At 67.7% G+C, this 16,119-nt stretch carries 25 protein-coding genes; all 25 read right to left on the reverse strand.

Annotated features, from left to right (window positions below):
• Window positions 1–6: 6 nt before the first annotated feature.
• The 25 genes from ACIQ7D_RS17605 to ACIQ7D_RS17725 all read right to left on the reverse strand — a co-directional run bounded on the left by ACIQ7D_RS17605 (window position 7) and on the right by ACIQ7D_RS17725 (window position 16,118).
• Window positions 7–966, reverse strand: a complete 960-nt coding sequence (locus ACIQ7D_RS17605; protein ID WP_403938850.1) for a glycosyltransferase family 4 protein — start codon at window positions 964–966, stop codon at window positions 7–9.
• Between the two features lie 71 nt (window positions 967–1,037).
• Window positions 1,038–1,994: a phage major capsid protein gene (locus tag ACIQ7D_RS17610; protein ID WP_403938420.1), complete on the reverse strand. Its 957-nt coding sequence runs from the start codon at window positions 1,992–1,994 to the stop codon at window positions 1,038–1,040.
• Between the two features lie 13 nt (window positions 1,995–2,007).
• Window positions 2,008–2,670 carry a hypothetical protein gene (locus tag ACIQ7D_RS17615; RefSeq protein ID WP_403938422.1) on the reverse strand — a complete coding sequence of 221 codons (663 nt, stop codon included), beginning with the start codon at window positions 2,668–2,670 and terminating at the stop codon, window positions 2,008–2,010.
• Window positions 2,671–2,750: 80 nt separating this feature from the next.
• Entirely contained in the window at window positions 2,751–3,500 is a 750-nt protein-coding gene (locus tag ACIQ7D_RS17620) for a hypothetical protein (protein ID WP_403938424.1), read from the reverse strand.
• On the reverse strand, window positions 3,481–4,947 hold the full coding sequence (locus tag ACIQ7D_RS17625; RefSeq protein ID WP_403938426.1) for a phage portal protein: 1,467 nt from the start codon (window positions 4,945–4,947) through the stop codon (window positions 3,481–3,483). The genes ACIQ7D_RS17620 and ACIQ7D_RS17625 overlap by 20 nt, the downstream gene beginning before the upstream one ends.
• The gene (locus ACIQ7D_RS17630; RefSeq protein WP_403938428.1) at window positions 4,944–6,722 is read right to left on the reverse strand and encodes a terminase; all 1,779 of its coding nucleotides are present in this window, start codon (window positions 6,720–6,722) and stop codon (window positions 4,944–4,946) included. The genes ACIQ7D_RS17625 and ACIQ7D_RS17630 overlap by 4 nt, the downstream gene beginning before the upstream one ends.
• Window positions 6,712–7,068 carry a hypothetical protein gene (locus ACIQ7D_RS17635; RefSeq protein ID WP_403938430.1) on the reverse strand — a complete coding sequence of 119 codons (357 nt, stop codon included), beginning with the start codon at window positions 7,066–7,068 and terminating at the stop codon, window positions 6,712–6,714. Before ACIQ7D_RS17635 ends, ACIQ7D_RS17630 begins: the two co-directional genes overlap by 11 nt.
• Window positions 7,069–7,450: 382 nt before the next feature.
• Window positions 7,451–8,194, reverse strand: a complete 744-nt coding sequence (locus ACIQ7D_RS17640) for an HNH endonuclease (protein ID WP_403938432.1) — start codon at window positions 8,192–8,194, stop codon at window positions 7,451–7,453.
• Between the two features lie 377 nt (window positions 8,195–8,571).
• A complete protein-coding gene (locus ACIQ7D_RS17645) occupies window positions 8,572–8,829 on the reverse strand; it encodes a hypothetical protein (RefSeq protein WP_403938434.1) in 258 nt (85 codons plus the stop codon).
• Window positions 8,805–9,005 (reverse strand): hypothetical protein, encoded by a 201-nt coding sequence (locus ACIQ7D_RS17650; RefSeq protein WP_403938436.1) that lies wholly within the window; start codon window positions 9,003–9,005, stop codon window positions 8,805–8,807. The genes ACIQ7D_RS17645 and ACIQ7D_RS17650 overlap by 25 nt, the downstream gene beginning before the upstream one ends.
• Window positions 9,006–9,017: 12 nt before the next feature.
• Window positions 9,018–9,311 carry an HNH endonuclease signature motif containing protein gene (locus ACIQ7D_RS17655; protein ID WP_403938438.1) on the reverse strand — a complete coding sequence of 98 codons (294 nt, stop codon included), beginning with the start codon at window positions 9,309–9,311 and terminating at the stop codon, window positions 9,018–9,020.
• Window positions 9,308–9,649 carry a hypothetical protein gene (locus ACIQ7D_RS17660; RefSeq protein ID WP_403938440.1) on the reverse strand — a complete coding sequence of 114 codons (342 nt, stop codon included), beginning with the start codon at window positions 9,647–9,649 and terminating at the stop codon, window positions 9,308–9,310. Before ACIQ7D_RS17660 ends, ACIQ7D_RS17655 begins: the two co-directional genes overlap by 4 nt.
• Window positions 9,646–10,305 carry a hypothetical protein gene (locus ACIQ7D_RS17665; RefSeq protein ID WP_403938442.1) on the reverse strand — a complete coding sequence of 220 codons (660 nt, stop codon included), beginning with the start codon at window positions 10,303–10,305 and terminating at the stop codon, window positions 9,646–9,648. The genes ACIQ7D_RS17660 and ACIQ7D_RS17665 overlap by 4 nt, the downstream gene beginning before the upstream one ends.
• Window positions 10,305–10,781 carry a hypothetical protein gene (locus ACIQ7D_RS17670; protein WP_403938443.1) on the reverse strand — a complete coding sequence of 159 codons (477 nt, stop codon included), beginning with the start codon at window positions 10,779–10,781 and terminating at the stop codon, window positions 10,305–10,307. The genes ACIQ7D_RS17665 and ACIQ7D_RS17670 overlap by 1 nt, the downstream gene beginning before the upstream one ends.
• Before the next feature lie 18 nt (window positions 10,782–10,799).
• A complete protein-coding gene (locus ACIQ7D_RS17675; protein WP_403938445.1) occupies window positions 10,800–10,952 on the reverse strand; it encodes a hypothetical protein in 153 nt (50 codons plus the stop codon).
• 50 nt (window positions 10,953–11,002) lie between these two features.
• Entirely contained in the window at window positions 11,003–11,266 is a 264-nt protein-coding gene (locus ACIQ7D_RS17680; RefSeq protein WP_403938447.1) for a hypothetical protein, read from the reverse strand.
• A 21-nt stretch (window positions 11,267–11,287) separates the two neighbouring features.
• A complete protein-coding gene (locus ACIQ7D_RS17685; protein WP_403938449.1) occupies window positions 11,288–12,154 on the reverse strand; it encodes an NAD-dependent epimerase/dehydratase family protein in 867 nt (288 codons plus the stop codon).
• A complete protein-coding gene (locus ACIQ7D_RS17690; RefSeq protein WP_403938451.1) occupies window positions 12,154–12,867 on the reverse strand; it encodes a hypothetical protein in 714 nt (237 codons plus the stop codon). Before ACIQ7D_RS17690 ends, ACIQ7D_RS17685 begins: the two co-directional genes overlap by 1 nt.
• 149 nt (window positions 12,868–13,016) lie before the next feature.
• Complete coding sequence (locus tag ACIQ7D_RS17695) at window positions 13,017–13,259, reverse strand: DNA-binding protein (RefSeq protein WP_403938453.1); 243 nt, start codon at window positions 13,257–13,259, stop codon at window positions 13,017–13,019.
• A 142-nt stretch (window positions 13,260–13,401) separates the two neighbouring features.
• Entirely contained in the window at window positions 13,402–13,629 is a 228-nt protein-coding gene (locus tag ACIQ7D_RS17700) for a hypothetical protein (RefSeq protein WP_403938455.1), read from the reverse strand.
• A 35-nt stretch (window positions 13,630–13,664) separates the two neighbouring features.
• On the reverse strand, window positions 13,665–14,375 hold the full coding sequence (locus tag ACIQ7D_RS17705) for a hypothetical protein (protein ID WP_403938457.1): 711 nt from the start codon (window positions 14,373–14,375) through the stop codon (window positions 13,665–13,667).
• Between the two features lie 153 nt (window positions 14,376–14,528).
• Window positions 14,529–14,732 (reverse strand): hypothetical protein, encoded by a 204-nt coding sequence (locus ACIQ7D_RS17710; protein ID WP_403938459.1) that lies wholly within the window; start codon window positions 14,730–14,732, stop codon window positions 14,529–14,531.
• Window positions 14,733–15,132: 400 nt separating this feature from the next.
• Window positions 15,133–15,429, reverse strand: a complete 297-nt coding sequence (locus ACIQ7D_RS17715; RefSeq protein WP_403938461.1) for a hypothetical protein — start codon at window positions 15,427–15,429, stop codon at window positions 15,133–15,135.
• A gap of 204 nt (window positions 15,430–15,633) precedes the next feature.
• Entirely contained in the window at window positions 15,634–15,810 is a 177-nt protein-coding gene (locus tag ACIQ7D_RS17720) for a hypothetical protein (RefSeq protein WP_403938463.1), read from the reverse strand.
• Between the two features lie 56 nt (window positions 15,811–15,866).
• Window positions 15,867–16,118: a hypothetical protein gene (locus ACIQ7D_RS17725; RefSeq protein ID WP_403938464.1), complete on the reverse strand. Its 252-nt coding sequence runs from the start codon at window positions 16,116–16,118 to the stop codon at window positions 15,867–15,869.
• Window position 16,119 lies beyond the last annotated feature (1 nt).

A 16,119-nucleotide genomic window follows, 5' to 3' on the forward strand; every position in this document is an offset into this window, starting at 1 on the left:
CTCCTCCTAGCTCTTGAGGCCCTCGATCGCACTGCACCAGGCGGCCAGTTCGGCCGCAGGGTCGAGCTCTGCGCTGCGGGCCTTCGCGCGCTTCGACGCCAGTCGGTACTCGGCCGGAGTCAGTAGTTTACGGAGGACCGCCTCGTAGCCGTCTAGGTCGTTCCGGTCGACGAACAGCCCCGCCTCGCCCAGCGATTCGCACAGGCCGGGCGTCGGGTGGGCCAGGACCGGAATGCCGCTCGCGAGCGCCTCGCAGCCGGCCCGGCCCCACGACTCGTAGGAGCTGGGCATCAGCAGCACCTTGGTGCGGGCATAGACCTGCTCCCGCATGTCCTCCCCGCGCACGTGCTCGACGATCTCAACGTTCGGCAGGTCCGGGAGGACCTGCTCGCCGTATGCGCCGCGCACCGCGAGGAACTGCTGATCCGGCATGCGCTTCGCCAAGGCTTCGAGCACCTTGCCGCCCTTGGCCTCATTGCAGTTGATCAGCGTGATGGCCTTGCCGGGCTTCGTCGCATACTCCTCGGCGAACACCGGCGGACGCACGACCAGCGACCGTTCGGGGCGGACCGACTTCGGATACTCGGCGAGGAACAGCTCCGCCTCCCGCTCCATCCACTGGCTGTTGTAGACCGCCAGCGCCGTGCCACCTGCCGCAGCATCCCGGAAGCTCGGACGGTGCGTGTTGTGGCACACCACCACCAGCGGCTTCCCGTACCCGCGGGCAAGGGACGCCGTCGACGGCACCGTCTCCAGATGCGCCAGCAGCACATCCGCCCGCCGGACCGCCGAAGGAAAGTCCAGCCGCGACTCCAGCGGGATCACCTTGATGCCCCGATACTCGTACTCCTGATGGGCCTTCCCGTACCGGGACAGCCACACCTGCACGTCATGCCCACGCTCCACCAGCGGGCGCAGCATCGACACCAGCATGTGCTCGGCACCCGCATTGTGCTCCGGGGGCATCGCGTGCACGCGGGCCACGATACGAAGAGGCTTAGCGGTCCCGCCCGGCGCGGAGACCGGGACCGCCCTGCTCACGAGCCGCTCGGCGTGCCGGTGTACTTGACGAACGCGTCCGCGTCGCCCTGCACGTAGCCGTAGAACGCCTCCGCCAGGAGCAGCACCAGGTTCTCCTGGAACGCGGAGTGGACACCGCCGTCCTCGTCCACGTAGGTGGCCTCGGAGCTGATCCGCACAGTGATGTCCATGCCGACGCCGTAGGCCGCCTGCGACCAGTCACCGCCGATCGCCCGCAGGCCCGTGTCCGTCGACGCGGACTGGCGGCGCTGCTTACCCGACACGCTGCGCGAGTACGCGAGCGGCTCGCCGATCAGCGTGCCCGCCGCCGCCATGTTCGTGCCCGGAGTCAGCGTGTCGACGAGGATCGGCTGCCCGTTGGCATCGGTCGCGCGCAGCAGGGTGGGCTTCAGACGGTGGTCGGCGACGGTCCCGGTGTAGTCCCACTCGTCGTCCATGACCAGGCTCATGCCGTCGACGAAGTCCGACCACACCCCACCCTCGTTGCGCGGGTTGGTCCCGAGCGCGACCGCGTTGCTGGTCATCGTCAGGTAGTCGGAGAACGGGCCGGCCGCGCCGCGCATCGTCTTGCCGTGGATCGCCGCGTGGTCGAAGGCCCTCGCGAACGCGGTGGGCAGATCCCGCTGAAGCTGAGTCCACAGCCCGCCCGCGTTGGTCTTCACGACCTCCTCGGCCACCGGGATCAGTACCGCAATCTTGCGGGCCTGCATGCTCTTCACGGCGACACCGCCGGACGACAGCGGCTTGGCCTGCGCCTGCCCGACCCAGTCAGCCGTCGGCACATCCATCGGAATCGGGATGCTCGTCGTCGCGTCGATCGCCAGCGGGGCGCGCTGCGCGAGCGCCATCACCGCCGACTGCTCGACCGACTTCTCGAAGATCGGCCCGGTGAGTGTCCGCGGGAGCAGGGAATCGCTGACATCGGACAGCTTGAGGGGGGCGGTAACCGCCATGACGTCCTACTTTCTAGCGGCCGTTGAGCCGCGAATGGATGAACCCGGCGAGTTCGTCAGCCGGGTTCAGGGGGGCCTGCTTGTGGTTGGCGCCGGACGCCTGTGTGCGGTCCGGTGCGGGGCGCCGCAGGCCCTCCTGGGGCTGGGCCTTTGCCCAGTGCGGCTTGCGCTCCAACAGCGCCTGGAGATCCGCCTCGATGGCGGCCTCGTCGATCGAGCCCGACTCGTCGATGTATGAGGCGAGATCCAGCTGGCTGACCGCGTCCTCCGGGTCGGTGAACGCGGCGCGCTCCCCCACCTGCGCGCCGGCCAGGGCCTGCACGCGGGCCTCGACGAGGCTCTTGCGGGTCGCGGCGATCTGTTCGTTCGCCCGGGTGAGCTGGTCGTTGAGGCGCTCGGACTCCGACTTCTCGGAGTCCTTGATGCGCTGCAGCTCGGCAGCCTTCGGCTCCAGCTCCTTCAGGCGCTTGCGGAGGTTCTGGGCCTCCGAATTCCCCTTGCGAATCTTGGCTTCAGCCTGCTTCCGGTCGAACGGCTCCTCCTGCTTTCCGCCAGCGTCCGCCTCCTGGGCGTCGTCCGTGGTGTCGGTGCCACTCTCCTCGGTCGCCGTCTCCTCGACGGTCTCCTCAGTGCCGGTGTCCTGCTGCTCGCTGGTCTTCTCGGTCTCTTCGGTCATGACGAATCGGCCCTCCAGGGGCTGTGAAAATGAGAAAGGCCGCCACCAGGGCGACCGGGGTGAACTATGAGTGGCGACCGTCAGCCGTGCTCGGCTACGGCTCTCCGGAACCGGCGAAGCTGATCGCCCGAGTAAGGCGCGGCGTACTCCCGGTACAGCCGCTCCCACTCCTTCGCATTGTCGGACAGTTCGAAGCGCTGCCCGGCGAACACCGGAATGGTCATGCAGTGACAGCCATCGTGGGCACGGAAGTCGACCGTGTCGCCCTTATAGACAGCCCCGCGTATCGAGAGCATGCGACAGAAGGCGCATGCTCCGAGAGCAGCCGATCGAGCCCACGCGGTCGCCCGCCGATCCTGACGGACCGCCTCAAGCACCGTGCCACGGCCCGTATCGGCCACAAGCTTCTGCACAACCAGTTCGGCCTTCTTCTCTGCCTGCTCCAAGCGGACATCGAGAGGCTCAAGCTGTGCTGGCGTCGCGACGTCCGACTCCCGCTCCCACACATCCTTCGTCGCCCACCGCAGACTCGACTCGGTGCGCTCCTCAGGCGGCGGATCGGCAACCGGCACCGTAAACAAACCCGTCACCCCAGCCGCGTCCCGCTGAGCGTCGTAGAACTCGGCGCCCAGAGCGGCCGACGTCTGCGCGTACTGGTCGACGACGGCCTGCACCGCAGAGAACCAGTCCGGCATCGATGACCGCAACCGCGACGGAATGATCAACCTGCGGAGTCGGCGGACATCCCGCACCAGCATGCGCGACAAGCCCAATTGAGCGGCACGGTAGCGATCCGGTTCGCCACCCCCGTCAGAGACCGCCGTTGCCACCGGACACCTCCGCGACCGTCGGCAACTGCGACGGCTGCTGGTCGTTCAGCGCGGCAAGTCGAGCCATGAGGCCACCGCCAGTCGCCGCCGCGCCCGACCGTCGCCGATCCGCCCTCACTCGCTGCCGCTGCCCCTCAGTCAGGCCGGCCATCTCCAACGTGACGTCAGAGTCGGCGGGCAGAATGCCCGCCTGGACGAGCTTCACTGTGGCGTCCGCCTGCGCGGCAACCGTCGGCGTCGCAGGGTTCCGCCACACCGTCTCGATGCGGCGAGTCTTTTCCGGCGGCTCCCCGTCGCGCACCCACAGGGCGAGCCGCATGGCCTGCTGCCAGGCCGCCCCATACCGGCGGATGCGCCGCTCGGACCGCTTCACCAGCTTCGCCTCAGTGGACCGGATCGCATCCGCAGAAGCCGGGTTGTCGGTCGTATAGCCGAGCATGTGCGGCGGGAGCCCGAACTGCGACGACATGATCCGCGCATACAGGTCGATGATCCGCGTCATCGCCGTCGGATCATGCGCAGCAAACTGGCCGACCGTCGGCACCTGGCCGTCCTCGTCCCGCTCCAAGGCGAGCACGCGGCCGATGTACGTCTCCCAGGCGCTCTTGGCGTTGCCCTCAGCGTCCTGGAAGGCGGACTCGGAGGCGCCCAAGATGTAGCGCTGTGGAGCGCCGAAGAACTCGGCCGCGACCTCCATACCCATCAGCCGCCGGCATGCGGCATCCGTGATGGACATGACCTCGGGCGTGATCTCCGACCGGCCGACCCTGTCTGCGGTCCGCTGTCGGTTCGCCATCCTGACGACCGGCACGACACCCAGGTTGTGGATGTCCCGGTCGACGACCTCCCAGCCGCCCGACGGAGACGGCAAAGCTGTCACCGTCTGGTCCGGGAGGTAGAGGACGATCATCCGTTCCTCGGGGCCCGACTCGATGTAGGAGTCCGCGGCGCACTCCCGGAGCGCCGCCGTACCCATCCGCAGACGGGCGTCCCACATCAGCGTCATATCCAGCGGCGACTCCACCGAAATGAGCGGCGGGCAGTCGTCCGTGCCGCAGTCCCCGGAGCCGACCGCCAGATACTCGCGGCCGTACACCAGCGAATCCAGATGCGCCAGGCTCGACTCGTCGAGCAGATCGTTCGCCTCGGCGATCTCATCCAACTCGCGGGAATCCGAGCCGTCCGCCCACCGGAACGCCTCCAGATCGAGACGCTCCTCCAGTGACTCGACGCCCACCCGAGGCCAGCCGATCACCGTATGCAGGCCCTTGAGCTGCGGCGGAATACTGATGCCCAGATCGCGGACCAGCTGCTCGCCGTTGAAGTAGGCGTCCCGCAGCAGCAGCGCCCACCGGTCGCGCAGCATGTCCGCACGCAACAGGTTGATCAGCGCGAGCTCTTCATCTGAGAGGTACACGAGCGGGAGTTCAGGGATCGACAGGGTCACCGCAGCACCACCACCCGTCCCTTACCGCGCGACTTCGGCCGCTTCCCGTACTGCTTGCTGTTGAGGAGCTTCCTGCGAAGCATCCGGGCGCCGACCATGCACACCGCAAGGTCGATCTTCCGGGCGCTCTCGCGGTGCTCCTTGCCAATCGTGATCCCCCACGCGTTCGTTCGTCGGCGGGCGTTCGCTACGTGCGTGCGCATCACCTTGTGGCCGTCATGCGTGAGGCGCCGCTCAAGAACGTCCTCCCCCGTCCTCTTTACAGCGTCCGTGAATTCCTCCTGATGGCGCGGGGCGCCCATGTCCCAGCGCACGGCGTGCTGCTTCGGACCAGCTGAGACGGCATGCAGGATCAGCTTCGAGCCATGCTCCTGGCCCCACTTGTCGAGGTAGGAGTACCAGTAGCGCTCGCCGTCCTCGTCCTGTCCCGATCCGGGGTCGCAGAAGAACGCCAGCACCTTGTACTCGTTGAACGCCCGCTCGACGACGCCGTCTACCTCGTCCCGCGGCACCGACCATGGAACGTCGAGGTTCCAGTTCGCCGGCCGCTGCCACACGCCCAAGGTGAAGATGTGGCCGTCCGACATGCGGCAGCCAGCCAGCGCCGTCGCGTCGTCTGACTTGGATCCGTCGAAGAACATGACGATCTCTTCGCCGTCCAGAACTTCGAGGGCCTCCGCCTTGCAGGCGTCCCATTCATAGGGCGCCATCCAGGCATCCTCAGCCGCAACGATCATGTTGTACCAGAAACGGCGCGACCGACTCGGAGGGTTGCGGACGTCGGCGATCGACTTGACGATTCGATCCACGTTCAACCACGTCGCATCGCCGCGGATCGCACGGATGACAGCCGGCGCGTCCTCGACCGTCAGCGGGGCCTTCGGCGGCGCTTCGATCGAGTCGTACAACAGACCCGAGTCCATCACCCGGCCGGCATCCACCGCCTCCCACGCTTCCCGGTCCCGCTCGGCAACCGAGTCCTGGCCGGGCTCGTAAGCGTTCGTGATGCGCAGCGTCCGGGCCGCACCGTCCGCCGACTTGGTGGCGTTGCGCTCGATCACGTCCGCCATATCGTGGCCCGAGTTCGAAGAGTCCCAGTGGTGCGTCTCGTTGAGAAGGACGAACGTTGCCCGTGCGCCCTCAAGCGTTGACGGCGACGACGTGACTGCCTGGATCAGCCGCGAGTCCCCCAGGGCGTTGACGGTCTCCTTGCCGACCTGGATGCGGTAGTGCTCTTTCGCCTCTGCCGTGAAGAGCGACGGGAAGAGCCGCATCGTGTTTTTCGTTTGCTCAAGGCTGACTGCCGCAGTCTGAACCCAGGCCTCAGGGCTGTCCGTCGCGATCGGCGTGCCATCCGAAGCCCAACCCGCGAAGCGAGACGGGCCGAGCGCCTCGCCCGCACACAGGCAGGCGCCGACCGGATCCTTCCCCCAACCCTTCAACCGCTGAAGGACCCCATCCCGGTAGGCAAACGTGCCCGACTCGTCGAGGGCGAACCACCACAGGATGAAGCGGGCTTGCTCGTCGGTGAAGCGCCATGGGACGCCGCGCGAGTGCTGCAGCCAGACACCGCACCAGCCGAGGAACTCCCAGCCGAGCGTGGCCTCGGGAAGCAGCCACGTGCCGTCCGGGTTCCGCTGCCAGGTCTGGCCGATCAGCTTCGGCTCCCACTCCAGCTCCGGCCGCGGTGCGATCTCCGCGAGGCGCTCGACATACCAAGTGATGACCTCGTTGTGCCCGTCGTCCTGGCGCTCGACCGACCGCCTACGCGCCACGGCCCCAACGCGCCATAGCAGCAGTGCGAGCCGACGCCGAGGCATTCCCCTTAGCCGGCGCCTCCTCATCCGGAAGCTTCAACCAGCCGAGCAGCCGAGCCAACACGCCGCGGTGCTGACGCAGTTCCTGCACAAGAGGCGAGGCGACGGGCTGCCCCATGCTGCCGGTGACCATCAGCTCGGCGTGAACCAGTTCGGCTTCCAGCCGCTCGATCAGATCGATCTCGCGGCAGGCGTCCTCCAGGACACGCAGCTCGTCGATACGAAGCTCATAGTTCCCCGCGATCTCCGACCAGACCACCAGGGCCTTGGCGCCGAGACCCTCAGGGGGTTCGATCTTGGACATGACGACCCTCCAGGGGTCTCGGAAAGACCCACCAGGGGTCGAAAAAATACAGGCCAGCCGCACGCTCAAAGTGAGGGGCTAGACGGCCCCGATCCGAAAGGATCTTGGGGAGGGGATCTCCCCCCGGGTGATCATGGTCCTAGGTGATCAAGAAGATGCGAGATGGATCACGCAGCTTCCGTTCCGCCACGGTCCTGGCTCGACGCTTCACTCTCGATCTTCAGCGCTTCGTCGGTCCTGCATTGCTGATCTCGCTTCGCTGCTGCTGCTGCGTCGACAGATGCCTGATCACGCGCTGCCTGACCGTCGGTGCATGCCTGCCGTGCCAGACCAGGTGGTGCCCGTCGGCCCGCCACCTCCGGGCGGCGGGCCGGTACTGCACCTAGCTGAGCAGCGCCTGCCTGGCAGCGGCGATGACCATGTCGTCCATCAGCCCGTCGCCTTTGCTGCTGTTGCATCCGAGGTGAGCACTCTGCACGTTGGCCATGGAGTGGGCTCCTCCTCGTGACAGTGGGATCACGTGGTCGATGCTGGGGCTCAAGGAGTCGGGCCATGCCGCGGCCTCGTCGATGGGTTGCCAGCAGAGTCGACAGGTCCACGCGTCTCTCATGTGGACCTCAAGAGGGTTGAAGACCTCCTCGGTGCGAGCCTGCCGCACAAGGGATCGACGGCGAGCGTCAGAGGAGGCAGCAGCCTCGGGGTACCGGGTGCGCCAGTGTATGCCGGTCGCACGCCGCATCCTGTCGTACTCGCGCTGCTGGTCTGCATACTTGCGGTGGTACCAGTGGCCAGCCTCTTCCTTATAGCGGCGCTGCCACTCGGCCATCCAGTCGGCAGCATGCCGCCGTCGGCATTCCGGAACGCCGCACTGAACGCGCTGGCGGTCCGTCATTGGGGCGGCACAGTAAGGGCACGGCCTCGCCTCAGCCTCTTGCCCCTCCCGGGTTTTCTGTCGCGCCTTCGCCAGCGTCTCCGCGTAGCGACCGTCGCGTCGAGACTTCTCGTACTTCACCGATGCGCGGCATGCGGCGGAACAATAGGTGGGCAGCGGGCCGCTTCGCTCAACGGCCTTACTGTCTCCGCAGCGCGCGCAGGTGATAGAGCTGGGGCGTGTAGCTTTGGTCATGTCGGTCCTGTCGCATCAGGTCGGCCATTGCCCCGGGAACGCTCCAACGTTCGCCGGGGTTTCTTCATCCCATTATCGCAGGGCAACTGCCGTTTAGTTCGGCTTTGTTGGCGTTACTTGCGACGCCCCTTCGAGCCTCGATTGGCCTTCGAGCCAGGCCACCGACCCGTCGCCTCGTGGAACCTGAGGGCACAGTAACCACGCGCCCGTGCGCCCATGAAGCGCTGTACGCGCCCTACGCAGCGCGTGAACGATCCGTTGCGCATCCCGTAACCGATGCCCGCCGCTTTGCCGCGCGACGTAGGGCGATCGCTCCAGTACCTGCGCCCTTCACGGACGAGGCGACGGTTGGACTTTGCACGGCTGGCCACAGGTGATCACTCCTTCTGCGGCGCGGGCTTCTGGCCTGCCGGGGCCTGGCCTTGGTCTACCCGTTCGATGCGCTGTATCTGCGCGGCGGGGATGGCGAGTACGACGCGGTCGGGTTGGATGGGGTCGCGGTCTCTGAAGAGGGCCCAGCCGTCGGTGAACTCGACGGTGAGCTTGGGGTCTTCGATGAGGGTGTCGTCGCCGCGTCGTTCAGCGTGGACGATCAGGTAGGCGGGCACGGTCAGCTCGCCGGGGTGGCGCCGCACCAGGAACAGCGGTTGCTGATGCCGGGCTCTGCGGCGTGTCGTCCGTGCCGGTGCAGGTGCCGCATACATGCGGCATAGGCACGCGAGTAGATCTCGGCGTACAGGCGGTAGAGGCCGCCGAACTCGCGCTTGAAGCTGGGGATGCGCTGGTAGCAGAGGCGCGTGGCGGCATTCATGGCGCGGGCCTTTCAGAGGAGTCCGGGGTGTTGTTCCGGCGGCCTGGTGCGGCTGGGGCGCCCCTTGGCTTTGGCGGCGGCTGCGCCCTCCCGTGCGCTCTTCTGGTCATGGCAGGGGCCGCAGACGCCTTGGAGTCCGGCGTCGCTGTGGTCGTCTGCTTTGGCGATGATGTGGTCGCAGAACACGGATGGCCGCACGTTGCAGAGTTTGCAGATCGGGTCGCGTTCGAGGATGCGGGATCGGATCTTCGCCCAGCCGGACGGGAGGCGCTGTCGCCGGTTCGAGCCGGCCCAGCCGCCGCTCATGACCACTTCCCTGCGATCTCTTCGCCGACGATCTCGAATGCTTCTGCGAGAGTGTCGCACCACCATGATTCGCGCTCATCACTGCTGTCGGCGTGTCTGCGGTACGGGATGACGACCCCGTATTTGAACCCTTTGGTGCGGCCGGGATGCTGCGGGGGTAGCAGCGTGATGTGGTAGCGGGGACCGTTCACGGTGAGACGGGCTGCTCGTGCGGCGCCGGGCATGCTGTCGGCTTCGAGTCCGGCGAGGCGGTCGCGCATGGCTTCGATGCTGCCGCGTCGGGCTTCGAGGTCGCCGGGTTCGTGTTCGGCGAGGTAGTTGTACGAGCCGCCGCTCACGTCTGCCCCTGGTCTCCGTTGAGCGCCTGGAGCGTGCCGCACTGGTCGTAGGCGACGGGCGCCCTGTCGGTGGTCTGGCCGGGGAAGTCGTAGCCGGAGCATTCCCAGCAGATGGTCTGCCCTCGGTGTTCGACGGGCCGATGCAGGTCGCGGACGCGCTCGATGGCGTCGCCTCGCGCGTCGCACTGCTTGCGCAGTCCGGCGGCGGCGTTGCGGATGTCGCCCCAGTCGCGGAGCCGGTCCATGCCGAGTGCGTCGGTGATGGCGGCCTTGTGGTTAGCGAGCCGGCCCATGTCTCGGGCGATGTCGGTTCGCTCGTGGGCGAGTCGGAGTCCGTCGGCGGCGCGCGTGACCTTGCCTTGGGCGTAGAGGACTTCTTCTTCGACCTTCTCGCGGAAGCCTTCGAGGCGGGGTTCGACGCGGAGTCGGACGACGTTGCCGTCGGTGGCGTCGCTGAGGGTGATCTCGTTGGCGGGGATGTCGATGGTGCCGGGGAAGCAGAGGACGTGTTGGGCACCGCCCCTTTTGGCGATGTCGCCTGGCCAGTGCGCAATGTCTTCGGCGAGTTCGTCGTCGACCTGATCGATGACGAGTAGGAACGGCGGGCGCCGGTCCCCTTCGCCTTCGGGGAGTTCGAGGATCTGCAGGCGGGCCATCAGCCGGTCGCCGCCTCGTCGCTGTGCCGCCATGCGGTCGGGTCGTGCTTGCGCTTGCGGTCCGGCATGACGATGTGGTCGCCGCGCAGGCCGTAGCCGATGACCGTGCCGGGGCGCAGGTGGGGATTTCCTGCAGACGTGCCCGTACACGCGTCGGCAGGGCCGCACGCATCCCCTTGGTGGCGGCCGTGCTGGCAACGGTCGAGGTCGGCAACGAGGGCCGACCACACGCCGTCCGGGCTCTGGCTGTCGAGGGTCGGCAGCTTGTTGGTGCGGGCGAGGGCGTGTTCGATCCCGGCGATAGCGGCGGTGACCTTCGCGTGGAGCGGCGAGTGGAAGACCTCGGTAGCGCAGTGGAGGGCCGCGTTCATCTGGGCGTGGGCGGAGAGGTGGCTCTGGGCGTCGATCAGGGCGGCGCGGGCCTTCTCCAACTCACGCCGAAGATCGGTGATGGTGGGATCGGACGACTTGGCCATGGCGCGGGCTCCTGTGGGTTAAAGGTCGTCCTCGGCGGGGATGGTGACCCGCCGGGCGAAGACGGTGAGGGTGACGGTGACGAACTCGCCATCGCTGATCTCGCCCATGTGGATGGTCGCATCGGCGGGGATGGCGACTTCGACGCCGTTGATGCGGACTGCACTCGGCACGAGGAATCCGCCCCCGGCCCCCTTGCCGATGGTCTCGATGCCGGCGCCCTTTACTGCGGCACCTCCTCGTTCCGGACTTTCCCGGTGAGCCCGTCGGCGAGGTCACCGATGGTCCGGCTGATGTGGTCTGCGAGCTGTTGTCCGGAGGCGAGCTGCACGTAGGTGCTGATCGCCACCGCTTGCCGCCGCACTTCGGCCGGCACGGCGTCGAGGACGCCGTCGAGGCAGGTGTCGCCCTTGCCGTGCAGTTCCTCGTGCCGCTGCATCGCAATGATCAGGTTCCAGCCCCACAGGGGCAGGTCAGGGACAGCCATGGGCGCGGGCCTTCAGTGGGTTCAGGCGTTGATCGCCCGCCGCACGCCCTCTTCGAGGGACACAGTGGGCACGTAGTGGTGGAACATCCGGGCCGGATCACACACCCGGTGGTGCACGCCTTGTGGCGCAGTCGGCAGGTGCTTGAGCTGCGGCCGGTAGCCGGCTGCCGCCGTGACGATCCCGGCGAGATCGTCGAAGCTGGTGGCCCTGCCCCATCCGAGGTTCACCGGGCCGGTCACGTCGGCGTCCAGCAGCGCCAGAGTGGCTCCGACCAGGTCATCCACATGGATCCAGTCGCGGGTGGAGTCGCCGGACCCCCAGATCTCGAACGGGTCATCCCGGCGCTTGGCCCGCTGAATGAACGCGGGGAACGGGTAGCAGTCGTCCTGGTCCTCGCCATAGCCGCTGAAGGGTCTGGGCACGAGGAGGCGGCAGCCCTCAGCTTCGGCGTACCGAACCAGCTTCTCGCCGGTCAACTTGGCGAGGCCGTAGGTGGCGTCGGGTTCGCCGGGCTGGTCAAGGTCAATGTCCTCTTCGTACAGGCGTCGCACGTCGCCGGCCCCTTGGAAGGCAACCGGATAAGCGGCGCTGCTGGAGAAGTACACGGCGCGCGGGGTGCCGGTGCGGACCAGCCATCGCATGTACCAAGCGTCCAGCGCGAGGTTGGTGGCAACACCGAGGGGGCTGCCGTCGATGCTGGCCCGGCCGCCGACGATGGCCGCGCAGTGGATGGCGAGATCGTAGCGAGCGTCTGCGGTCCGGAAGTAGTCGAGTGCGTCGTGCTCGGTGACAAGGTCGACGCAGACGACGTAGTCACCGCGGGCTTCCAGCGCAGCATGAAGGTGGCGGCCGACGAAGCCCCGGTGGCCGGTGAGGAGGACGCGCATCAGCCACCTGCCTCTTCGACGAGCTTCCGCAGCTTGGCCAGGTCGGCTTCGAGGGCTCCGTTGTCGCGGTAGTCGTAGTAGGCGGCCGAGTCACTGCTGACCTGCTCCGAACTGTTGGCCTCCTCGTAGCCCTGGTCAAGCTCCGCCTTGCCCGCCGCAGGGTGGAGGTGCTCGATGACCATGTCGTCGAGGTAGGTGATCCGGCCCATGCCGCGACCCCAGTCGACCCAGACCAGGTCAGCGCACAGGTGCACGAGGCAGTCGGGGACCATGACCCCGAGCATGGTGACGATGTCCGAGGTCATCGCCACGGCGGTCGCCATCTTCTCGCCCTGCAGCAGGTCGTTGCCGTAGACGATGCCAGGCCCGCCGGATAGGCACTCGCGGATGCGGGCATCCCACGGCATCCCGGCCGGACGCGGACGGTGATCGTCGCCCATGAACGCCAGGAACCGGTAGCTCTTGGCCGCCTTGACGGCCTGCGCATTCAGGGTGCCGACGAGGCGGCGCCGCTTGCCGAACGTGAACCGCACCCGGCTGTCCGCCTTGTACGTTGCAGCATGCTGCTTGTACGCGGCCAGCTCCGGGTCGTCGGTGTCGACGGCGAACAGCACGTCCGCGGTGGCGTCGGTCGCATCCCAGGCTTCGATGATCGCGGGCACGGCTTGGGGTCGGCCGCGGGTCGGGATGATGACGAGGAGTTCGTCGGGCATGGCGCGGGCCCCCTTCAGGAATGTCGGAGTCGGGTTGGCCCCGAGTGTTTGTGTCCGCCCGGCCCCCCACTTGGGCCGGGCGGACATGTGGCCCGAGCGCTGGGGGCGCTACAAGGGCCGGCCTGCGCTCGACCACCGCGCGCAGGAGATCAGGCAGCCAGTAAGGGGGTGGTCTCGATGACTGGCGGCGTGGGGGCGGGGGCGAGGAGTTCGCGGGTGTCCTTGTCGCGTTCCGCTTCGGGGAGTTCGGCGAGGTCGTAGAGGACGCCGTTGCGCCGTTGCGGGTTGTGGTGCCGGGTGAGCCGGCCTTCGGTGGCCCACCGCCGGATGGTGGTGGCGGGGCGGCCGGTCCAGTAGACGGCGAGGTCTTCGGGGACGAGTTGCGGGGGCATTCGTTCACCCCTGGATATGCGGGAGGGCCGCACGGTGGCGGCCCTCAAACACAGCTAGATCAAGTTGAGCACACCATACGCTCGGGGCTGAGCAGATGGCAAGCCCTGTTGCCGAAGTAGCAATCTTGGGTCAGGAACGCGCTCACATCAGCTCGTCAAGGTCGACTGCGGCCCGGAACTTGTGGCCGCACGGCTTCAGGTTGATCAGGAACGCCTGCTCGATCACCGCGAACTGCGGCGGCTCCATCATCGAATCCATCGCCTCAACGGGCGCGCGACACCTCGGACAGGGCGGGAGTGGCGGATAGTCGGGTTGCTGAAGCACCTGCTCGATGATCTCGTGCTCCCGCTGGGCGAGAGCACGGCGCATGCTCGTGAACTGTTCCGCTCTGAGTTCAATTCGACTCACGCCGCCAGCCATTTCTGCCTCTGCTGCTCATCGGCCACGCGTTCCTGTGCGGCCCTGAGTTCCCTCCACTCCCCCAGAGTCTCCCACCGGCTGCCGCAGCCTCCGCAACGGACGCGGTGGCTGGCGGCGGTGGCGGTGAGTGGCGTCCAGCACCATTCGTCGCCAACGCGCTCCGGGCAGTGGCCGATCTTGACGCGGCCGGGGCGCCGCTCTTGGCGGACGATCGCCGCGCACTCGCCGTGCAGCCGACGAATCTCCTCAATGTCGTCGGCCACCGACTCGTAACTGGAGCACGCCCACAGGAGGTTGTTGCCGAGGAACTCGACATGCTGCGGCACGGCCTGACGGGGACTGCCGCGCCACGGGGCGACGGTCCAGCCCAGCTCCTGCCGCCACGCATCCTCGATCGCCGACAGCCTGGCCGCCATCCCGCCCGGCCCGACGAGCGCCAGAACTTCAAGGCGCGGCGGGATCGGCGGCGTCTTCGACCCCGACGAACCGGCACCCGGACGGCGCGCCCCACGCATCAACACTGCGGTCGTGTCGAGCTGGCGGAACAGGGCGGGGAGTTCGACTATGCGCGCCGCGGTCTTCTCCTCGCACGGCCGGCAGGCTTGCCGTCCGACTTCTGCGGTCCAAAGTTGGCGTGGGCAGGCGACGCAGGTCGGCCAGATGTAGCCGTCGGCGTCCGTGGCAGGCTCGTGCATGGTGCGGCTCCTCGGCGGTGGTACGAGAAACGGGGGCACTACTGAGCCAATGGTGCATCACGGGGGTTGACAACGGCGGCGGACGGCGCAGGGGGCATGCGTGTGGCCCTGCCCCGGTCGATGCGGGCAGGGCCACGGCGGTGCCCCGGTTGTTCAGTCTCGTCGCCCGCGGCGCAGGGCTTCGATAGCGCGGCAGATGGTTCGGACAACGGCTGGTACGTCGCTGGTGTCGGCTGTCTGGAGAGCAGTTCGGGTGATGACGATGACGGCAATGGTTGTGCAGGTGATGAGTAGTCCGGCCGTCCCGGCGAGGAGGGCGAGGATGGTGGGTGATGCGGCTACGAGCGTGGCGATCATTTGGTCTCCTGATGCACGTCGAAGCCCCCGACCATGCCGGTCGGGGGCTGGTGTCGCTACACAGGCGAGACGAGGGTGGTTGGGCCCTTTGCGGGCCTCCCTCTCCTTAGTTATGGGGTACAAGCGGGCGGATGTGACGCAGGACTTTCGTTAGGCTCCCGGAGGATCTGGTACTTGCGTTCGACTTCGGGGCTGCGAGGGTTGAGCGAGCCTTCGCCGTGCTGGTCGCAGTACTGGGAGTTCTCCTCGGAGCCGGGGTAGAGGAAGCAGTGCCCGTGCGCGTTGACGCGGGGGCAGCAGCCGCAGGTGGCCTCGCAGCAGTCGTCTTCGCCGTGGACTTCGTTCGGGCCGGGCGGTTCGCAGTCGGCGCACCGGTCGCCGGTGCAGTACGGCTTGACAGTCATGGTTGCTCCTTGCGGGTGACCGATCGCTGCCATGCGCCGAGCCCGGCAACGGCGGCTTTTTCGCGGGTGGGTTCGGGGCGGTTGTGAGTGCGGGCGTGGCTGGCGATCCACCAGGTCCATCCGTTGCGTCCAGACCGCGAGGCGCCCCGGTAGGAGGGTTCGATGACGACGAGTACGTCACCGCCGGAGACGACGTGCCAGCGGCGGGTGTCCGGCCAGTCGGGGGCCTTGACCAGCTCGGCGGCTTCGATGATGGCGCGGGCGTGGCGCGCTGAGATGGGCTTGCTGGTCACCGGGACTGCTGGCTGCTGATGGGGTTGGGCTTGGCGGCGCATGCCCGGCAGTACGGGAGGCCGTCTCCGTCGCTGCTCGGGATGCCTCGTTTCCGGCACAGGGTCTGGACGTGGCGTCCGTCGGGGTGCCATTTCGCGGCGTGCTGTACCCGCCCTCCGGGGAGGGTTACGAGAAGGGGGTAGCGGGGTGCTGTCATGGTGTCCTCAGTTCTCGTTGGCGTGGCTGATGCCGACGCGGGCGGCGGCGTCGGGGATGAGTCCGTAAGGGACACCCTCGGTGGTGACTTGGATTCGGCCGGGGGTGATGGCCGTGATCTGGTAGTCGCGGTCGCGGTTGTTCTCGTCGGTCCAGTCGACGTCGTAGCGGCGAATCTCGCGCATGGCAATTCCTTCTCTCGGGTTGGTGGGCCGCCGTACCGTGCACACGGCGGCCAGGGTCAGGTGGTAACGGATCGGGCGATGGACCGCAGCAGGGACACTGCCTGCGCCGTCTGCCCTGCGGCGATGAGGTCGACGGCGCGCATCGCGTTGAGGCGCAGCTCTCGGTTCTCGGTAGCGCGGTCAGCGGCTTCGGCCCGCGAATGCGCGGCAGCCTGCAGCTCGACACGGGCGATGTACGGGGCGAGTCCATCGGCGGTCACGGTGCGGGTGGATGCGGCGTAGCGGATCAGGTCGTCTCGGGCGGCCATG

This window comes from Streptomyces sp. NPDC096310, assembly GCF_044763125.1.
Classification (GTDB): Bacteria; Actinomycetota; Actinomycetes; order Streptomycetales; family Streptomycetaceae; genus Streptomyces.

Excerpts from the sequence above, each read along its gene's own strand:
- ACIQ7D_RS17605 (WP_403938850.1), bottom strand. The coding sequence starts at position 966 with ATGCCCCCGGAGCACAATGCGGGTGCCGAGCACATGCTGGTGTCGATG.
- ACIQ7D_RS17610 (WP_403938420.1), bottom strand. The coding sequence starts at position 1,994 with ATGGCGGTTACCGCCCCCCTCAAGCTGTCCGATGTCAGCGATTCCCTG.
- ACIQ7D_RS17615 (WP_403938422.1), bottom strand. The coding sequence starts at position 2,670 with ATGACCGAAGAGACCGAGAAGACCAGCGAGCAGCAGGACACCGGCACT.
- ACIQ7D_RS17635 (WP_403938430.1), bottom strand. The coding sequence starts at position 7,068 with ATGTCCAAGATCGAACCCCCTGAGGGTCTCGGCGCCAAGGCCCTGGTG.
- ACIQ7D_RS17640 (WP_403938432.1), bottom strand. The coding sequence starts at position 8,194 with ATGACCAAAGCTACACGCCCCAGCTCTATCACCTGCGCGCGCTGCGGA.
- ACIQ7D_RS17650 (WP_403938436.1), bottom strand. The coding sequence starts at position 9,005 with ATGAATGCCGCCACGCGCCTCTGCTACCAGCGCATCCCCAGCTTCAAG.
- ACIQ7D_RS17655 (WP_403938438.1), bottom strand. The coding sequence starts at position 9,311 with ATGAGCGGCGGCTGGGCCGGCTCGAACCGGCGACAGCGCCTCCCGTCC.
- ACIQ7D_RS17665 (WP_403938442.1), bottom strand. The coding sequence starts at position 10,305 with ATGGCCCGCCTGCAGATCCTCGAACTCCCCGAAGGCGAAGGGGACCGG.
- ACIQ7D_RS17670 (WP_403938443.1), bottom strand. The coding sequence starts at position 10,781 with ATGGCCAAGTCGTCCGATCCCACCATCACCGATCTTCGGCGTGAGTTG.
- ACIQ7D_RS17680 (WP_403938447.1), bottom strand. The coding sequence starts at position 11,266 with ATGGCTGTCCCTGACCTGCCCCTGTGGGGCTGGAACCTGATCATTGCG.
- ACIQ7D_RS17685 (WP_403938449.1), bottom strand. The coding sequence starts at position 12,154 with ATGCGCGTCCTCCTCACCGGCCACCGGGGCTTCGTCGGCCGCCACCTT.
- ACIQ7D_RS17690 (WP_403938451.1), bottom strand. The coding sequence starts at position 12,867 with ATGCCCGACGAACTCCTCGTCATCATCCCGACCCGCGGCCGACCCCAA.
- ACIQ7D_RS17695 (WP_403938453.1), bottom strand. The coding sequence starts at position 13,259 with ATGCCCCCGCAACTCGTCCCCGAAGACCTCGCCGTCTACTGGACCGGC.
- ACIQ7D_RS17700 (WP_403938455.1), bottom strand. The coding sequence starts at position 13,629 with ATGCGCCGTGCTCTCGCCCAGCGGGAGCACGAGATCATCGAGCAGGTG.
- ACIQ7D_RS17705 (WP_403938457.1), bottom strand. The coding sequence starts at position 14,375 with ATGCACGAGCCTGCCACGGACGCCGACGGCTACATCTGGCCGACCTGC.
- ACIQ7D_RS17710 (WP_403938459.1), bottom strand. The coding sequence starts at position 14,732 with ATGATCGCCACGCTCGTAGCCGCATCACCCACCATCCTCGCCCTCCTC.
- ACIQ7D_RS17720 (WP_403938463.1), bottom strand. The coding sequence starts at position 15,810 with ATGCGCGAGATTCGCCGCTACGACGTCGACTGGACCGACGAGAACAAC.
- ACIQ7D_RS17725 (WP_403938464.1), bottom strand. The coding sequence starts at position 16,118 with ATGGCCGCCCGAGACGACCTGATCCGCTACGCCGCATCCACCCGCACC.